General features: G+C 72.2%; 14 protein-coding genes and 2 pseudogenes. 9 read left to right on the top strand and 7 right to left on the bottom strand.

Features of this window, described 5'->3' with window-relative positions; all coding sequences use genetic code 11:
* Positions 1-246: FGGY family carbohydrate kinase (locus ETD83_RS31590; protein WP_268920516.1), on the bottom strand; the 246-nt coding region annotated here is incomplete at its 3' end.
* Positions 247-298: 52 nt separating this feature from the next.
* Positions 299-1,150: an MIP/aquaporin family protein gene (locus ETD83_RS31585; protein WP_138648866.1), complete on the bottom strand. Its 852-nt coding sequence runs from the start codon at positions 1,148-1,150 to the stop codon at positions 299-301.
* Between the two features lie 248 nt (positions 1,151-1,398).
* On the opposite strand from ETD83_RS31585, the gene ETD83_RS31580 reads away from it, so the two are divergent.
* From ETD83_RS31580 to ETD83_RS31550, 7 genes are all read left to right on the top strand, one after another.
* Positions 1,399-2,166, top strand: a complete 768-nt coding sequence (locus tag ETD83_RS31580; protein ID WP_138648865.1) for an IclR family transcriptional regulator — start codon at positions 1,399-1,401, stop codon at positions 2,164-2,166.
* Positions 2,167-2,211: 45 nt separating this feature from the next.
* Positions 2,212-3,747, top strand: a complete 1,536-nt coding sequence (glpK, locus tag ETD83_RS31575) for a glycerol kinase GlpK (protein WP_138648864.1) — start codon at positions 2,212-2,214, stop codon at positions 3,745-3,747.
* An 18-nt stretch (positions 3,748-3,765) separates the two neighbouring features.
* Complete coding sequence (locus ETD83_RS31570; RefSeq protein ID WP_138648863.1) at positions 3,766-4,572, top strand: enoyl-CoA hydratase/isomerase family protein; 807 nt, start codon at positions 3,766-3,768, stop codon at positions 4,570-4,572.
* Positions 4,573-4,574: 2 nt separating this feature from the next.
* Positions 4,575-5,753, top strand: coding sequence for an acyl-CoA dehydrogenase family protein (locus ETD83_RS31565; RefSeq protein ID WP_138648862.1), 1,179 nt, complete (start codon positions 4,575-4,577; stop codon positions 5,751-5,753).
* 29 nt (positions 5,754-5,782) lie between these two features.
* Positions 5,783-6,637: a helix-turn-helix transcriptional regulator gene (locus ETD83_RS31560; RefSeq protein ID WP_138648861.1), complete on the top strand. Its 855-nt coding sequence runs from the start codon at positions 5,783-5,785 to the stop codon at positions 6,635-6,637.
* A gap of 76 nt (positions 6,638-6,713) precedes the next feature.
* Entirely contained in the window at positions 6,714-7,496 is a 783-nt protein-coding gene (locus ETD83_RS31555; RefSeq protein ID WP_138648860.1) for a glucose 1-dehydrogenase, read from the top strand.
* Between the two features lie 20 nt (positions 7,497-7,516).
* Positions 7,517-8,527, top strand: coding sequence for an aldo/keto reductase (locus tag ETD83_RS31550; RefSeq protein ID WP_138648859.1), 1,011 nt, complete (start codon positions 7,517-7,519; stop codon positions 8,525-8,527).
* Positions 8,528-8,587: 60 nt separating this feature from the next.
* Here the strand turns inward: ETD83_RS31550 and ETD83_RS31545 are convergent, their stop codons facing one another.
* The 4 genes from ETD83_RS31545 to ETD83_RS31530 are packed head-to-tail and all read right to left on the bottom strand — an operon-like array spanning position 8,588 to position 11,980.
* Positions 8,588-9,649 carry an NAD(P)H-dependent flavin oxidoreductase gene (locus ETD83_RS31545; protein WP_138648858.1) on the bottom strand — a complete coding sequence of 354 codons (1,062 nt, stop codon included), beginning with the start codon at positions 9,647-9,649 and terminating at the stop codon, positions 8,588-8,590.
* Positions 9,649-10,380, bottom strand: coding sequence for a CoA-transferase subunit beta (locus ETD83_RS31540; RefSeq protein WP_138648857.1), 732 nt, complete (start codon positions 10,378-10,380; stop codon positions 9,649-9,651). The genes ETD83_RS31545 and ETD83_RS31540 overlap by 1 nt, the downstream gene beginning before the upstream one ends.
* Positions 10,380-11,225 carry a CoA transferase subunit A gene (locus tag ETD83_RS31535; RefSeq protein WP_171064539.1) on the bottom strand — a complete coding sequence of 282 codons (846 nt, stop codon included), beginning with the start codon at positions 11,223-11,225 and terminating at the stop codon, positions 10,380-10,382. Before ETD83_RS31535 ends, ETD83_RS31540 begins: the two co-directional genes overlap by 1 nt.
* An 8-nt stretch (positions 11,226-11,233) precedes the next feature.
* The gene (locus ETD83_RS31530; protein ID WP_138648855.1) at positions 11,234-11,980 is read right to left on the bottom strand and encodes an enoyl-CoA hydratase family protein; all 747 of its coding nucleotides are present in this window, start codon (positions 11,978-11,980) and stop codon (positions 11,234-11,236) included.
* Between the two features lie 64 nt (positions 11,981-12,044).
* Here ETD83_RS31530 and ETD83_RS31525 point away from each other — a divergent pair, with 64 nt between their 5' ends.
* Positions 12,045-12,815: an SDR family oxidoreductase gene (locus ETD83_RS31525; RefSeq protein WP_138648854.1), complete on the top strand. Its 771-nt coding sequence runs from the start codon at positions 12,045-12,047 to the stop codon at positions 12,813-12,815.
* A pseudogene (locus ETD83_RS46320) lies at positions 12,812-13,048 on the top strand (SDR family NAD(P)-dependent oxidoreductase); the annotation flags it as partial. The gene ETD83_RS31525 and the pseudogene ETD83_RS46320, both read left to right, overlap by 4 nt.
* A 270-nt stretch (positions 13,049-13,318) precedes the next feature.
* On the opposite strand, the pseudogene ETD83_RS42925 reads toward ETD83_RS46320, so the two are convergent.
* Positions 13,319-14,096 (bottom strand): annotated as a pseudogene (locus ETD83_RS42925) (hypothetical protein); the annotation flags it as partial.

The raw sequence follows: 14,096 nt of genomic DNA, 5'->3' as shown, positions 1-14,096 counted from the left end.
ACGCTGGTTGGTGATCCCCAACGCGGCCAGGTCGGCGTGGGTCAGGTGGGCCTTGTTCAGGGTGGTCTGGATGACGGCGCGGGTGCGTTCCCAGATCTCGGTCGGGTTGTGCTCCACCCATCCCGCCCGGGGCAGGATCTGCTGGTGTTCGAGCTGGTGGCGGGCGACCTCGTTGCCGCCGTGGTCGAAGATCATGAAGCGGGTGCTGGTGGTGCCCTGGTCGAGCGCTCCGACGAAGTCGGCCATGCGCGGGTCCTCCTCAGGCGAACTCAGGCGAAGGAACGGGGACGGGACGGGCTCACGCCTTCTCGTACTCGGGCTCGGGCTTGGTCGGCAGGTCCGGGGAAATCGCGTCCACGGGCGGCAGGAACCGTCCGATGAGGAGCTTGTAGAGCCCGGCGCCGAGCACGCCGCCGATGAGGGGCCCGACGATCGGCACCCAGAAGTACAGGTCGCCGTGCTGGTCCCGCCACGCGTCGCCGTAGCCGGTGAGGAAGGAGGCGAGCCGGGGGCCGAAGTCGCGGGCCGGGTTGATCGCGTAGCCGGCGGCCGAGCCGAAAGCCATCCCGATCGCCACCACCACGAGGCCGATCAGGAACGGGGCCAGGTTCGCCAGCGGCGGCCTGTTGCGCGCGTCGGTGAGAACCTTGATCAGGAAGAGCAGGATGGCGGTGCCGATCACCTGGTCGCGGAACGCGCCCCAGGTGCCGACCGGAAGGCCGCCGTTGCCCGGCAGGGTCGAGAAGACGCCCTGCGACTTCATCGTCAGGCCGGGGTCGAACCTGTTGAGGATCTCGCTGTAGTTCCACCGGACGATCATCGCCGCGACGAACGCCCCCGCGGTCTGCGCGGCGATGTAGGGGACCGTCTTGCGCCAGGCGAACTCCTTGAACGTGGCGAGCGCGATGGTCACGGCCGGGTTCAGGTGCGCGCCGCTGATCCGCGCGGCGACGTACACGCCGAGCGTCACGCCGAGCCCCCAGGCCCAGGCGATGCTGTCGTGGCCGCCGAGGCTCTGCGGATCGCCGAGGCCGCTGCCGGCCACCGCCTGCGCGACGACGCCGACGCCGAACAGGATGAGGATCATGGTGCCGGCGAACTCGGCTGCGAGCTCGCCGGCGAGCGCGGGGATTCTGGGTCGTTCCGCCATGGGCACTCCTCGTGACGCTGGGCTGGACGCGGGCCCGCGAGGGTTGGGCAGGACGCTAAGGCGGGACGGAACGGCCGACAACGGGAGCCTGCCGACAATGTCGAACACTTTCCCCGAAGCCCGGTGGCGGTTACCCTCCAGTACGTGCACCTGATCACAGAATCCGGGCAGTTCGGGCCGTGTGCGACGGTCATGACGACGGGTGCCGACATTGTCGGCACCCGGTCGGCCGAACTAGCATCGGATTCGTGCCCGGACCTGTGCAATCGATCGAGCGCGCCGCCGCGATCCTGCGCCTGCTCGCCGCGAGCTCGGGCCGGCTCGGCGTCGGCGAGATCGCCGCGTCCCTGGGCCTCGCCCGGGGCACCGCGCACGGCATCCTGCGCACGCTGGAGCGCGTCGGGTTCGTCGAGCAGGACGGCGGCAGCGGCAAGTACCAGCTCGGCGCCGCGCTGCTGCATCTCGGCACCAGCTACCTGGACGTCAACGAGCTGCGGTCCCGCGCCATCAACTGGGCCGACGCCCTCGCCTCCCGCAGCGGCGAGGCCGTCCGCATCGGGACGCTCCTGGACGGCAAGGTCCTGGTCGTCCATCACGTGTTCCGTCCGGACGACACGCTCCAGGCCATGGACGTCGGCTCACTGCTGCCGATGCACGCCACCGCGCTCGGCAAGGCGCTGCTCGCCCACGACGCGAACGCCGCCGCGTCCATCCGCGACACCGTCCTGGAGTCGTACTGCCGGCGGACCATCACCGATCCGCGCGAGCTCGCACGGGCCGCCACGCGCGTGCGGGAGAACGGGTGGGCGGCCGAGATCGAGGAGCTGTCCATCGGCGAGGCCGGGGTCGCCGCGCCGATCCGCGGGCACGGCGGGCTGGTCGTCGGGGCCATCGGCATCTCCGGCGCCGTCGAGCGGGTCTGCGACGCGCGCCGCGTCCCCGAGCCGAGGCTCGTCGCGTTCGTGCGGGACGCGGCCCGCGCGGTGTCCCGGGACCTCGGCGGCTCGCGCTGGTGACACCGCGCCCGCCGGCCGCCCGGCCGCGCGTGCGGGGGGCCGGTCGTGACCGAGCGGTTCGTGATGTCGGTCGACCAGGGCACCACCTCGACGCGCTGCATCCTGTTCGACCACGCCGGACGCCTGGTGTCGGTCGGGCAGCGCGAGCACCGGCAGCACTTCCCGAAGCCCGGCTGGGTCGAGCACGACCCGATGGAGATCTGGCGCAACCTCGAACGCATCGCCCCCGAGGCGCTCGCCCAGGCCGGCGTCACCACGGACCAGATCGCGGCCGTCGGGATCGCGAACCAGCGTGAGACGACCGTCCTGTGGGACCGGCTGACCGGCGTCCCGATCGGCCGCGCCATCGTCTGGCAGGACATGCGGACCGGCGCGCTCGTCGACGAGATGGCCCGCGCCCCCGGCGCCGCCATGGTCGCCGAGCGCAGCGGGCTGCCGCTCGCCACCTACTTCTCGGCGCCGCGCGTGCGCTGGCTGCTCGACCACACGCCCGGCCTGCGGGAGCGCGCCGAACGCGGCGAGGTGCTGTTCGGCACCATGGAGAGCTGGCTGATCTGGAACCTCAGCGGCGGCGTCGACGGCGGCGTCCACGTCACCGACGTGACCAACGCCGGACGCACCCTGATGATGGACCTGCACACGCTGACCTGGGACGACGGGCTCCTCGACTTCTTCGGCGTGCCGCGGGCGATGCTGCCGGAGATCAGGTCGTCCACCGAGACCTACGGGACGGCCCGCCGCGTGTTCCCCGGCGTGCTGATCGGCGCGGCGCTCGGCGACCAGCAGGCCGCGCTGTTCGGGCAGACGTGCTTCTCCCCGGGCGAGACCAAGTGCACCTACGGCACGGGCGCGTTCCTGCTGATGAACACCGGCACCACGCCGATCACGTCGGACAACGGGCTGCTCACCACCGTCGGCTACAAGATCGGCGACGAGCCCGCCGTGTACGCGCTGGAGGGCTCGATCGCGATCACCGGCGCGCTCGTCCAGTGGTTCCGGGACGGCCTCGGGCTGATCACCACCGCCCCGGAGATCGAGACCCTCGCCCGCTCGGTCGACGACAACGGCGGCTGCTACATCGTCCCGGCGTTCTCCGGCCTGTTCGCGCCGCACTGGCGCAGCGAGGCACGCGGGATCATCGTCGGCCTCACGTCCTACATCACGCGGGGACATCTGGCGCGGGCCGTGCTGGAGGCGACCGCCTGGCAGACCCGCGAGGTCGTGGACGCGATGAACGCCGACTCCGGGCTCGGCCTGAAGGAGCTGAAGGCCGACGGCGGCATGACGTCCGACAACCTGGTCATGCAGATGGTCGCGGACATGCTGAACGTGCCGGTGGAACGCCCCATGGTGGTGGAGACGGTGTCGCTCGGCGCCGCCTACGCCGCCGGGCTGGCGGTCGGCTACTGGGCGGGGCTCGAAGGGCTGCGGCGCAACTGGCACCGCGCGGCCCGGTGGGTCCCGGCGATGGAGCCCGGACGGCGCGCCGCCGAGTACGACAACTGGAAACGCGCCGTGGAGCGCACCTTCGACTGGATCCGCACCGGCGACGACCCCACCGGGCGGCCCGATATTGTATAGAAAACTGAGGAGGGGTCGATGGGTGGTGACGCGGAGGCGTCCGAGGCGTCCGGCCGCGACGTGGTCACGGTGACCGACCACGGCGCGGCGCGCGTGGTCATGCTCAACCGTCCCGAGGCGCGCAACGCGATCGACGTCCCGACGCGGCGGCGGCTCATGGAGGAGCTGCGCCGCGCGGCGGGCGACCCCGGCGTCCGGGCGATCGTGCTCACCGGCGCGGGTGGAACGTTCTCGGCGGGCGGCGACGTCCGGTCGATGGAGGGAGCCCGGCCGGACGAGGTCAGGGCCCGGCTCGCGCCGCTGCACGAGGCCGTCCAGATCATCGCGACCTGTGCGAAGCCCGTGATCGCGGCCGTGGAGGGCGCCGCCGCCGGGCTCGGTGTCTCCTTCGCCGCCGTCTGCGACCACGTGGTCGCCGCGGAGGACGCCCGGTTCGTCGCCGGGTTCGGGAAGGTCGGCCTCGTCCCGGACGGCGGCCTGCTCTGGTCGCTGCCCCAGCGCGTCGGGATGGGCCGCGCCAAGGAGATGCTCGTCTTCGGCCGGACGGTCCCCGCGTCCCGCGCCTACGAGATCGGCCTCGCCGACTCGCTCGTCCCGTCCGGCAAGGCCCTGGACGCCGCGCTGGACCTCGCCGCCGAGGCCGCCGCCCTCGCCCCGCTCTCGGTCGCCGCCGCCAAGCGCCTGCTCGCGCGGACGGGCGACGACCTGGGACGGCTGCTGGAGTCCGAGGGCGAGGAGCAGGCCGCGCTGTTCGGCACCGCCGACTTCGCCGAGGGCCGCGCCGCGTTCGCCGAACGCCGCCCGCCCCGCTTCGAGGGCCGCTGACGATGAGATTGCAGCAGACTCACGGGCTGTCGGACGAGCAGCGGGAGATCATCGCGACCGTGCGCGCGTTCGTCGACAAGGAGATCCTCCCCGTCGCGACCGCGCTGGAGCACGCCGACGAGTACCCGCAGGCCATCGTGGACGGCATGAAGGACCTCGGGCTCTTCGGGCTGACGATCGCCGAGGAGCACGGCGGGCTCGGGGAGTCGCTACTGACGTACGCGCTCGCGGTCGAGGAACTGGCGCGGGGCTGGATGAGCGTGTCCGGCATCGTCAACACCCACTTCATCGTCGCCTGGATGATCGCCCAGCACGGCACCGCCGAGCAGCGGGCGCACTACCTGCCGAGGATGGCGACCGGGGAGATCAGGGGCGCGTTCTCGATGTCGGAGCCCGGCTGCGGCTCGGACGTCTCGGCGATCACGACGCGCGCCGTCCCGGACGGCGCCGGCCACCACGTCATCGACGGCCAGAAGATGTGGCTGACGAACGGCGCGTCCGCCAACCTCGTCGCCACCCTCGTCAAGACCGACCCCGGCGCAGGGCACCGCGGCATGACGACGTTCCTCGTCGACAAGACGCCCGGGTTCGGCGAGGTCGCGCCCGGCCTGACCGTCCCCGGCAAGATCGACAAGATGGGGTACCGGGGCGTCGACACCACCGAGCTGATCTTCGACGAGTACCGGATCCCGTCCGGTCAGATCCTCGGCGGGACGCCCGGACGCGGCTTCTATCAGATGATGGACGGCGTCGAGGTCGGCCGCGTCAACGTCGCGGCGCGCGGCTGCGGCGTCGCCAGGCGCGCCTACGAGCTGGCCCTCGCCTACGCGCGGCGGCGCGAGACGTTCGGCAAGCCGATCGCCGAGCACCAGGCCGTCCTGTTCCGCCTCGCGGAGATGGCCACCAAGGTCGAGGCCGCGCACCAGATGATGGTGATGGCCGCGCGGCGCAAGGACTCCGGCGAGCGCAACGACCTGGAATCGGGCATGGCCAAGCTCCTGGCCAGCGAGTACTGCAAGGAGGTCGTGGAGGACGCGTTCCGCATCCACGGCGGCTACGCCTACTCCAGGGAGTACGAGATCGAGCGGCTCTACCGGGAGGCGCCGATGCTGCTGATCGGCGAGGGCACCGCCGACATCCAGAAGCTGATCATCGGCCGCCGCCTGCTGGAGGACGGCTGACCGCCGCGGGCGGCGGATATCGTGACGATATGTCCAACCCCACACCCGCCTCGGCCCATCGCCGCGACGAGCTCCGTCACTTCCTGCGGACGCGCCGCGCCCGGCTCACGCCCGCCGACGTCGGGATGCCCGACGGCGGCAGGCGCCGGACGCCGGGCCTGCGCCGCGAGGAGGTCGCCGTGCTCGCCGGCGTCGGGGTGTCCTGGTACACGTGGCTGGAGCAGGGCCGCGACATCCGGGTGTCCGGGGACGTCCTGGACGCGATCGCCCGCGCCCTGCACCTGGACGACGCCGAACGCGAGCACCTGTACCTGCTCGCCGGGCTGAACCCGCCCCCGGCCGGGGCGGGCCCCGTCGAGCCGCTCACCCCGGAGCTGCGGCGGCTCCTGGACGCCTGGTCGCCCCGCCCCGCCTACGTCCGCGAACGGCACTGGAACCTCATCGCGTTCAACGACACCGCCCGCGAGGTGTTCGGCTACGGCGACACCGACCACAACTGCCTGGTCACGTTCTTCACCAGCGTCCGGTACCGGGACCTGCACATGCACTGGGCGGCCGCGGCTCCCGACGTCGTGGGGCGGTTCCGCGCCGACGCCGCCCGCTACCCCGGCGACCCCGAGTTCGCCCGGATCGCGGGCGACCTGATGGCGGTCAGCGCCGAGTTCGCGGAACTGTGGCACCGGCACGAGGTCAGCGCCGCGACGCAGGCGGTGAAGGCGATCCGGCATCCGGACGCCGGAGAGCTGGTCTTCGAGTCGACGGTGCTGCCGCTCGCCGACCGTCCCGGCCACGACCTCGTCCTGTACAACCCGCGGCCGGGGACGGGGACGCTGGAGCGCCTCGAACGCCTCACGGCCCGCCGCGGCCTGGCCGCCGCGGGCTGACCCCCAGCCTGGTGGTCCCACACCCACGATAAACGGGCACTGCCGCCCTTCCTCCGACCCCGGCACGATCATCGGCATGACGGACAACGCACGCTTCGCAGACAAGATCGCATTGATCACCGGAGGGACGAGCGGGATGGGCCTGGCCGCCGCGCGGCGGATGCTGGACGAGGGCGCGTCCGTCGTCATCACCGGACGCGACCAGGCCCGCCTCGACGCCGCGGCCAAGGACCCGGACGCCGGCGACCGCGTCCTCGCCGTGCGCGCCGACGCCGCGAGCCTGCCGGACCTGGACGCCCTCATGGAGACCGTCCGGGAACGGCACGGCCGCCTCGACGTCGTGTTCGCCAACGCGGGCATCGCCGTGTTCGGCCCGGTCGCGGAGATGACCGAGGCCGATTTCGACGACGCCGTGGACGTCAACTTCAAGGGCGTCTTCTTCACCGTGCAGAAGGCGCTCCCGCTCCTGAGCGCGGACGCCGCGATAGTGATCAACGCGTCGTGGACGCTGCACCGCGGCCTCCCGATCGGCTCGGTGTACTCGGCGACGAAGGCGGCGGTGCAGAGCCTGACCCGCACGCTCGCGGCGGAACTGGGGCCGCGGGGCGTCCGGGTCAATTCGGTCAGCCCGGGGTATATCGACACGCCGATGTACCGTGGCGCCGTCCCCGAGGACGAAGCGGACGCGATCCGCGCGCAGGTGGCGTCCGGGCGGATCGGCACGCCGGAGGAGGTGGCGGGGGCGGTCGCGTTCCTCGCCTCGGCGGACGCGGCCTACGTCAACGGCCAGGACCTGATCGTGGACGGCGGCCTGGTCGCCGCCGTCGCCGAACCCTCCCGCCTGACCATGGCGGCCTGAGAACCAGAAGGGGCAAAGTCATGAGGAATCGCAATTTCGCCGGGACCCCGGTCGGTGCGGTCGGCCTCGGCTGCATGGGGATGAGCTGGGCGTACGCCGAGTCCGAGCGGGACGACAACGCCTCGGTCGCATTGATCCGCGAGGCGCTCGACCTTGGCGTCACCTTCCTTGACACAGCCCAGCCCTACGGCGACGGCCACAACGAGACGCTCGTCGGCCGCGCGCTCGCGGGACGCCGCGACGAGGCGGTCCTCGCCACCAAGACCGGCCTCGTCGTCACGGACGTGGCGACGATGAAGATCGCCAGACGGGCCACGCCCGAGCACGTCAAGGCGTCCGCCGAGGACAGCCTTCGCCGCCTGGGCACTGATGTGATCGACCTGTACTACCTGCACCGGGTCGACCCGGCCGTGCCGCTCGCCGACACCTGGGGCGCGATGGCCGGGCTGGTCGCCGCCGGGAAGGTCCGCAGGCTGGGCCTGTCGGAGGTCAGCGTGGCGCAGGCCGCGGAGGCGCACGCGATCCACCCGGTCGCGGCCGTCCAGTCGGAGCTGTCGCTGTGGACCCGCGACGCGATGGGCGCGCCCGGCGGCATCGCGGGCACCGTCCCCGGCGACGCCCCGGCCGGTGCCGGCGGGCCGGGCGACGTGGTCTCCTGGTGCGCCGCCAACGGCGCCGCGTTCGTGCCGTACTCGCCGCTCGGCCGCGGCTTCCTCACCGGGACGGTGACCAGCGCCGACTTCGAGGCCACCGACTTCCGCGGCGGCAACCCGCGCTTCCAGGAGGAGGCGCTGAGGGCCAACCTGCGCATCGTGGACGTCGTCAGGGCGGTCGCCGAGCGCCACGGCGTGACCCCGGCGCAGGTAGCCATCGCCTGGACGCTCGCGCAGGGCGACCACGTCCTGCCGATCCCCGGCACCAAGAAGGCCCGCTACCTGCGCGACAACGCGGCGGCCGCAGACCTGGATCTCACCCCCGCCGACCTGGCCGAACTGGACGCCGTCCCCGCTGCGGTCGGCGGCCGCTACTGACGCTCTGGACCGCGTCGGCGCGGTGACCGGCCAGGCCGTGCCGCGCGGTCTCGACGCGGGCTAGGGAACGAGCAGGGCCCGCTGAGCGGCGATGGCCTCCGCCGCCTGCCGGACGATCCCGTCGATCAGGTCACCGCAGGAGGGCAGGTCGTCGATGACGCCGACGACCTGCCCGGACGCCATCACCCCCAGGTCAGGACGACCGTCCACCATGGCCGCCCTCAGCAGCATCGGCGTGTTCGCGGCCATCAGGACCTGCGACCACGACAGGTCCCTGCCGTGCCTCATCGCCTTCCCGTCAGCGATCATCTCCCGCCACGACATGCCGGACAGCTTCTTGAACCGCGCCCCGTTGCGCAGCGCCCGGACCAGGCCGCCGACCCGTCCGGAGCCTTCCAGCGCGTCGACCAGCCCGCTGCGCAGCACCCGGTGCGGCATGCCGTCCACCTGCCGGGTCACCACGGTCTCGCCGGACGTCAGGTAGACCTGCTTGACCGCATCCGGGACGGAGCTGTCGGACGTCAGCAGGAACCGGGTCCCCATCGCGACGCCCGCCGCGCCGTAGGCCAGCGCGGCGGCGAGTCCGCGTCCGTCGAAGAAGCCGCCCGCCGCGATCACGGGGATGTCGACCGCGTCCACGACCTGGGGGAGCAGCAGCGTCGTCGCGACGGCGCCGGTGTGCCCGCCGCCCTCGCCGCCCTGCACGAGCACGGCGTCGGCGCCCCATCCCGCGACCTTCTCCGCATGCCGCCGTGCCCCGACGGACGGGATCACGACGACGCCCGCGTCCTTCAGCCTGGCGATCAGCTCCTTCCTGGGCGCGAGCGCGAACGAGGCGACCGCGACGCCCTCCCTGACGAGCAGGTCGACGCGGTCGCCCGCGTCGCCGGCGTCGGCCCGGAGGTTGACGCCGAACGGCGCGTCCGTGCGCGCCTTCACCTCGTGGACGGCATCGGCGAGCTGATCGAGGGTCATCGTCGCCGACGCCAGGATGCCGAGACCTCCGGCGTTCACGACGGCGGTCACGAGCCGCGGCCCCGCCACCCAGCCCATGCCCGTCTGGACGACCGGATGCCGCACGCCCGTGAGCCGCGTCAGCGGAGTGTCGAGCACCTGCTCCATCAGGACGGGACCTCCCGCTCCCGGAGCCCCTTCGGATCGAGGAGCTCGCGCATGATCCGCAGCTCCTCGCCGTCCGGCAGGCGTGTCTCCGGCACGTTCGCCGGGACGACCAGCTCGAACCCGGTGGCCGCCACCACATCGTCGACCCGCACACCGGGATGCACCGACCGGAGCCGCATCCGCTTGCCGGGGGTGGCGAAGTCGAGCACGGCGAGATTGCTCACCACGGCGCGGATCTCGTGCGCGCCCCGGTCCCAGCCGACGCCGCTCACCATGTCGACCTTCGCGGTGAACACCCGCGTCGAGTGCTTCGGCACCCAGTAGCTGGTCGGGTTCAGCAGCGTGTTGCCCGGCCCGCCGCGCACCCCGAGAAGCTGCCGCGACGGACGCTCCCAATCCCCGACGCACGAGATGTTGGTGTTCCCGTGCGCGTCGATCTGGCTCGGCCCCATCACCACATGCCGCCGCCCGTTCAGGACGAGCCACAGATGGTCCCGGAACGGCAGCCACCCCTCGGCCACCGCCGCCGACGCCCCCAACGGGACGGGCTCGGCGCTCAGCGACGGCCCCCCATCGGTGGTCAGCAGCTCCGGCGCGAACGTGGCCCGCGCCAGCCGTGACCCGAGCATCGGCACGACCCCGGCCACGGCCGCCGCGACGATCTCCCCGTCGTCCCGGAACAGATCGGCGCACGCCGCCGCACAGACCTCCGCCCTGGTCACGTCGCCCATCAGGCCTCCTCCCGCCAGACGCGGACGGCGTCCTGATAGGCGGCCTCATCACCGGACAGGAACCGCTCCCGGAACACCGCCCACTTCTCCGGATCGGCGGCCGACCGGGCGTAGTGCTTCTGGAACGCCTCGTCCCGTCCGAAGTCGGGCGCGCAGTCGGTGAAGTGCGCGCCGTTCGGCGTCTCGACAACACCCGCGACCTGCGACCGGCTGATCAGCAGCGACTGCACGGGCCCTTCCTTGGCGAATTCACCGGTGTCGACGACCCGCTCGCACGACACGTAGGTACGGTCGGCCGCCTTGGCGAAGAGATCGTCCATGTAGGGATCAGGGCCGAGGTATTGGGCGTTGCCGCGCGCGTCGGCACGATTCATGTGCACGAGCGCCACGTCCATCGTCAGCGCGGGCACGGCGACCAGTTCCCGCCCATCCTCGTAGGGTGACCTGACCGTCTTCAGCTCCGGATTGACCCTCATCACGTCCGAGCCGAGCCCGACCGGTGTGGGCAGGAACGGCAGCCGGTGCGCCGCCGCGTACAGCCCGAACATGAACATGCCCTCGTCATACTCGGTCAGCTCGATCGCCCCGGATTCCCGCGCCCGGCGGAAATGCGGCTCCAGCGGGATCGAGTCCATGGTGACGAACGCGGTGACGAGCCGTTGAACCTTTCCGGCCGCGCACAGCAATCCGACGTCCGGCCCTCCGTAGGTCACGACGGTCAGGTCCGTGACGGGGGAGCGGAGGATCGCCCGGACGAGCGCCATCGGCTTGCGCCGCGACCCCCAGCCGCCGATCCCGACCGTCATTCCGCTCTCCAGCGACCCGGCGACCTCCTCGGCGGACATCACCTTGTTCACTCGGCCCCCTTGGCGACGAAGGCGGCACGGTGCTCGTCCCCGGCGCCGACGAGGTTGAGCTCGAACGTGAACCCCTGCTCATAGCGGTAACTGCGCTTGACGTCGACCGGGTCGATCCCGTTCAGCGACTCCTTGGCGCGCCGGATCACATACCGGTCCTTGGCGGCGATGTCCGCGGCCACCTCCATGGCCTTGGCGCGCAGCCCGCCCGCCGGGACGACCTCCAGCACCGACCCGTAGTGGTGCAGCTCATCTGCCGTGACGTTCCGGCACGTGTAGACCATCGCGCGCATCAGATGCTGCGGGACGAGCCGCGCCAGATGGGTGGCGGCGCCGAGCGCACCCCGATCGACCTCAGGCAGCCCGAAGTAGGCATCGTGCGAGGCGACAACGATGTCGGCGTTGCCCGCGAGCCCGACGCCGCCCCCAAGGCAGAACCCATGGACGGCCGCGACCACCGGAACCTCGCAGTCATAGACGGCGGCGAACGCCGCGTAGCAGCCACGGTTGGCGCCGACGAGCGCACCGTGTCCCTCGCCGCTCTGGATCTCCTTGATGTCGACGCCCGCGTTGAAGCCCCGTCCCTCGGCGCGCAGGACGACCGCGCCGACCCCCGGATCGCGGCCCGCCGCGAGGACCGCGTCGGCCAGCTCGTACCAGCCCGCGACGGTGAGCGCGTTGACCGGCGGCGCGTCCACGACGATCTCGGCGACCCCGTCCAGGGTCGTGGTGGAGACTCCCATGCGCTACCTTTCCACCAAACATTTGTTAGAACAGAAGGTAGCAGAGGCTCTCAGAGGAGGCGGAATGTCATTGACGCTCGACCTGGCCGGCAAGACCGCCGTGGTCACCGGGGGCGTCCGCGGGGTCGGCGCGGGCATCAGCCGCGCCCTCCTGGACGCGGGCGCCGACGTCGTCGCGGTCGCCCGCCGCGAGCCGGAGACGCTGCCCGGGGCGGACGGCCGGACCGCGAGGTTCGTGTCCCTGGACGCCCGCGACCCGGACGCCGCACAGGCGTTCGCCGACGGCCTCGACCGCGTCGACGTCCTGGTCAACAACGCGGGCGGTGCCCCGTTCCTGCCGATCGCCGACGGCCCCGTCCGCACCCACATCAAGATCATCGAGCTGAACCTGACCGCCGCGCTGATCATGGCGCGGACCCTGCGCCCGCGCATGCTCGAACACGGCGGCGGCTCGGTCATCAACATCTCCAGCGTGAGCGGCGTCCGCCCCTCGCCCGGCACCGCCGCCTACGGCGCCGCCAAGGCCGGCCTGCACAACCTCACCCAGTCGCTCGCCGTCGAATGGGCCCCGGACATCCGGGTCAACGCCCTGACGCTCGGCATGGTCCGCACCGAACTGGCGCACCTCCACTACGGGGACGAGGCGGGCCTCCAGGCCGTCGCGGACACCGTCCCGCTGGGCCGCCTCGCCGACCCCTACGAGGTCGGCGCGGCCTGCGTGTTCCTGGCGTCCGACCTGGCGTCCTACGTCACCGGCTCAACGATCTTGCTGCACGGCGGGGGAGAGCGCCCCGCGTTCCTGGACGCCGCCACCGTCAACAAGGAGGAGCGATGATCTGCAGGGACCGGGTCGTCGCCATCACCGGAGCCGGACGCGGCCTAGGCCGAGCCCACGCCCTGGAGTTCGCCCGCCAGGGCGCCCGCGTCATCGTGAACGACCTGGGCGTAGCCCGCGACGGCACGGGCAACGCCTCCTCCGGACCAGCGCACGACGTCGTCCAGCAAATCCGATCCCTCGGCGGCCAGGCCGTAGCCCACACCGACGACATCGCCACCGATGAAGGCGCCGACGTCACCGGCCGGATCTTCGAGGCCGAGGCCGGAAAGATCTGCGTCATGGACGCCTTCCGCCACGGCCCGTCCACCGACAAGGGCGCCCGCTGGAACCCGTCCGAGATAGGCGAGGCGGTCACCGCCCTCCTGGCAAAAGCCCCCACCCCCGAATCCGTCTACGGCGCCTAAGCTCAGCGCCGCCGACACGCATCGGCGCGGTGCGACATTGCGGTGATCTTGACGACGACCGTGTCATCCTCGATGTGGATTGAGACGCGGTAGGTGTCAGCGGGGGCGGTAGTCCTGGAGGTAGCGGTGCACCTTTTCGGTGTACGGCTTGAATCTGGCGGGGACGCCGCCCTCCTTGACGACCGTCTTGGACGAACTGCGGTACGTGGCGGCCAGGTTCAGGGCCGGGTCGCCTGGGACGTTCTTCAGGTCCTTGCCCCAGTAGCAGAGGAAGCGGCCCATCGCCGGGATCGACATCTCCGGGGTGATCTGCTCGGGCCTCGGCTCGGGGTTGTTGAGGCCGCCCGGCTGCCAGGCCACGAGGACGCTCGGCGTCCACCGCGCGATGCCGTACTCGTCCTTGGCCGGGTCGGACAGGTTCGGGTTGAAGCCGCTCTCCGTCTTGAGCATCGCCGCGATCAGCGCCGGGCTCAGGCCGGGCATCTCGCACCATGTGCCCGCCTTGACGATCAGGTCGCGGTACTGGTCGGGGACGTCGGACTCGGCGCGCAGCCACCGGCCGTCCCTCCCGGCCGATGCGGAGCCGTCGTCCCCGCCCCCGGCGAGGGCCCAGAACGCACCGGCGGCCGCGATGGCCGCGGTGACCGCTCCGGCTCCGGCGATCACCATGGTCCGCCGCCGGAACCGGGGGCGTCGGCGTGCCGGTCTGGCGCGCGAGGGCTCGGGGAGCGGGTCGGTGTCGATCTCGCTGGTGGCCTCGCCGAGCGCGTTGCCGAACTCCGTGGCCGACGTCCAGCGCTGTTCTCGGTCGGGCTCCAGCGCGCGGACCACCGCCGCGTCCACGCCGGGCGGGATGCCGGGGCGGAGTTCGCTC

It is taken from the genome of Actinomadura soli (assembly GCF_005889715.1).
Taxonomy (GTDB): Bacteria; Actinomycetota; Actinomycetes; order Streptosporangiales; family Streptosporangiaceae; genus Spirillospora; species Spirillospora soli.
The sequence above is the reverse complement of the archived record's forward strand: the minus strand, read 5'-3'. Positions and strand labels throughout refer to the sequence as shown.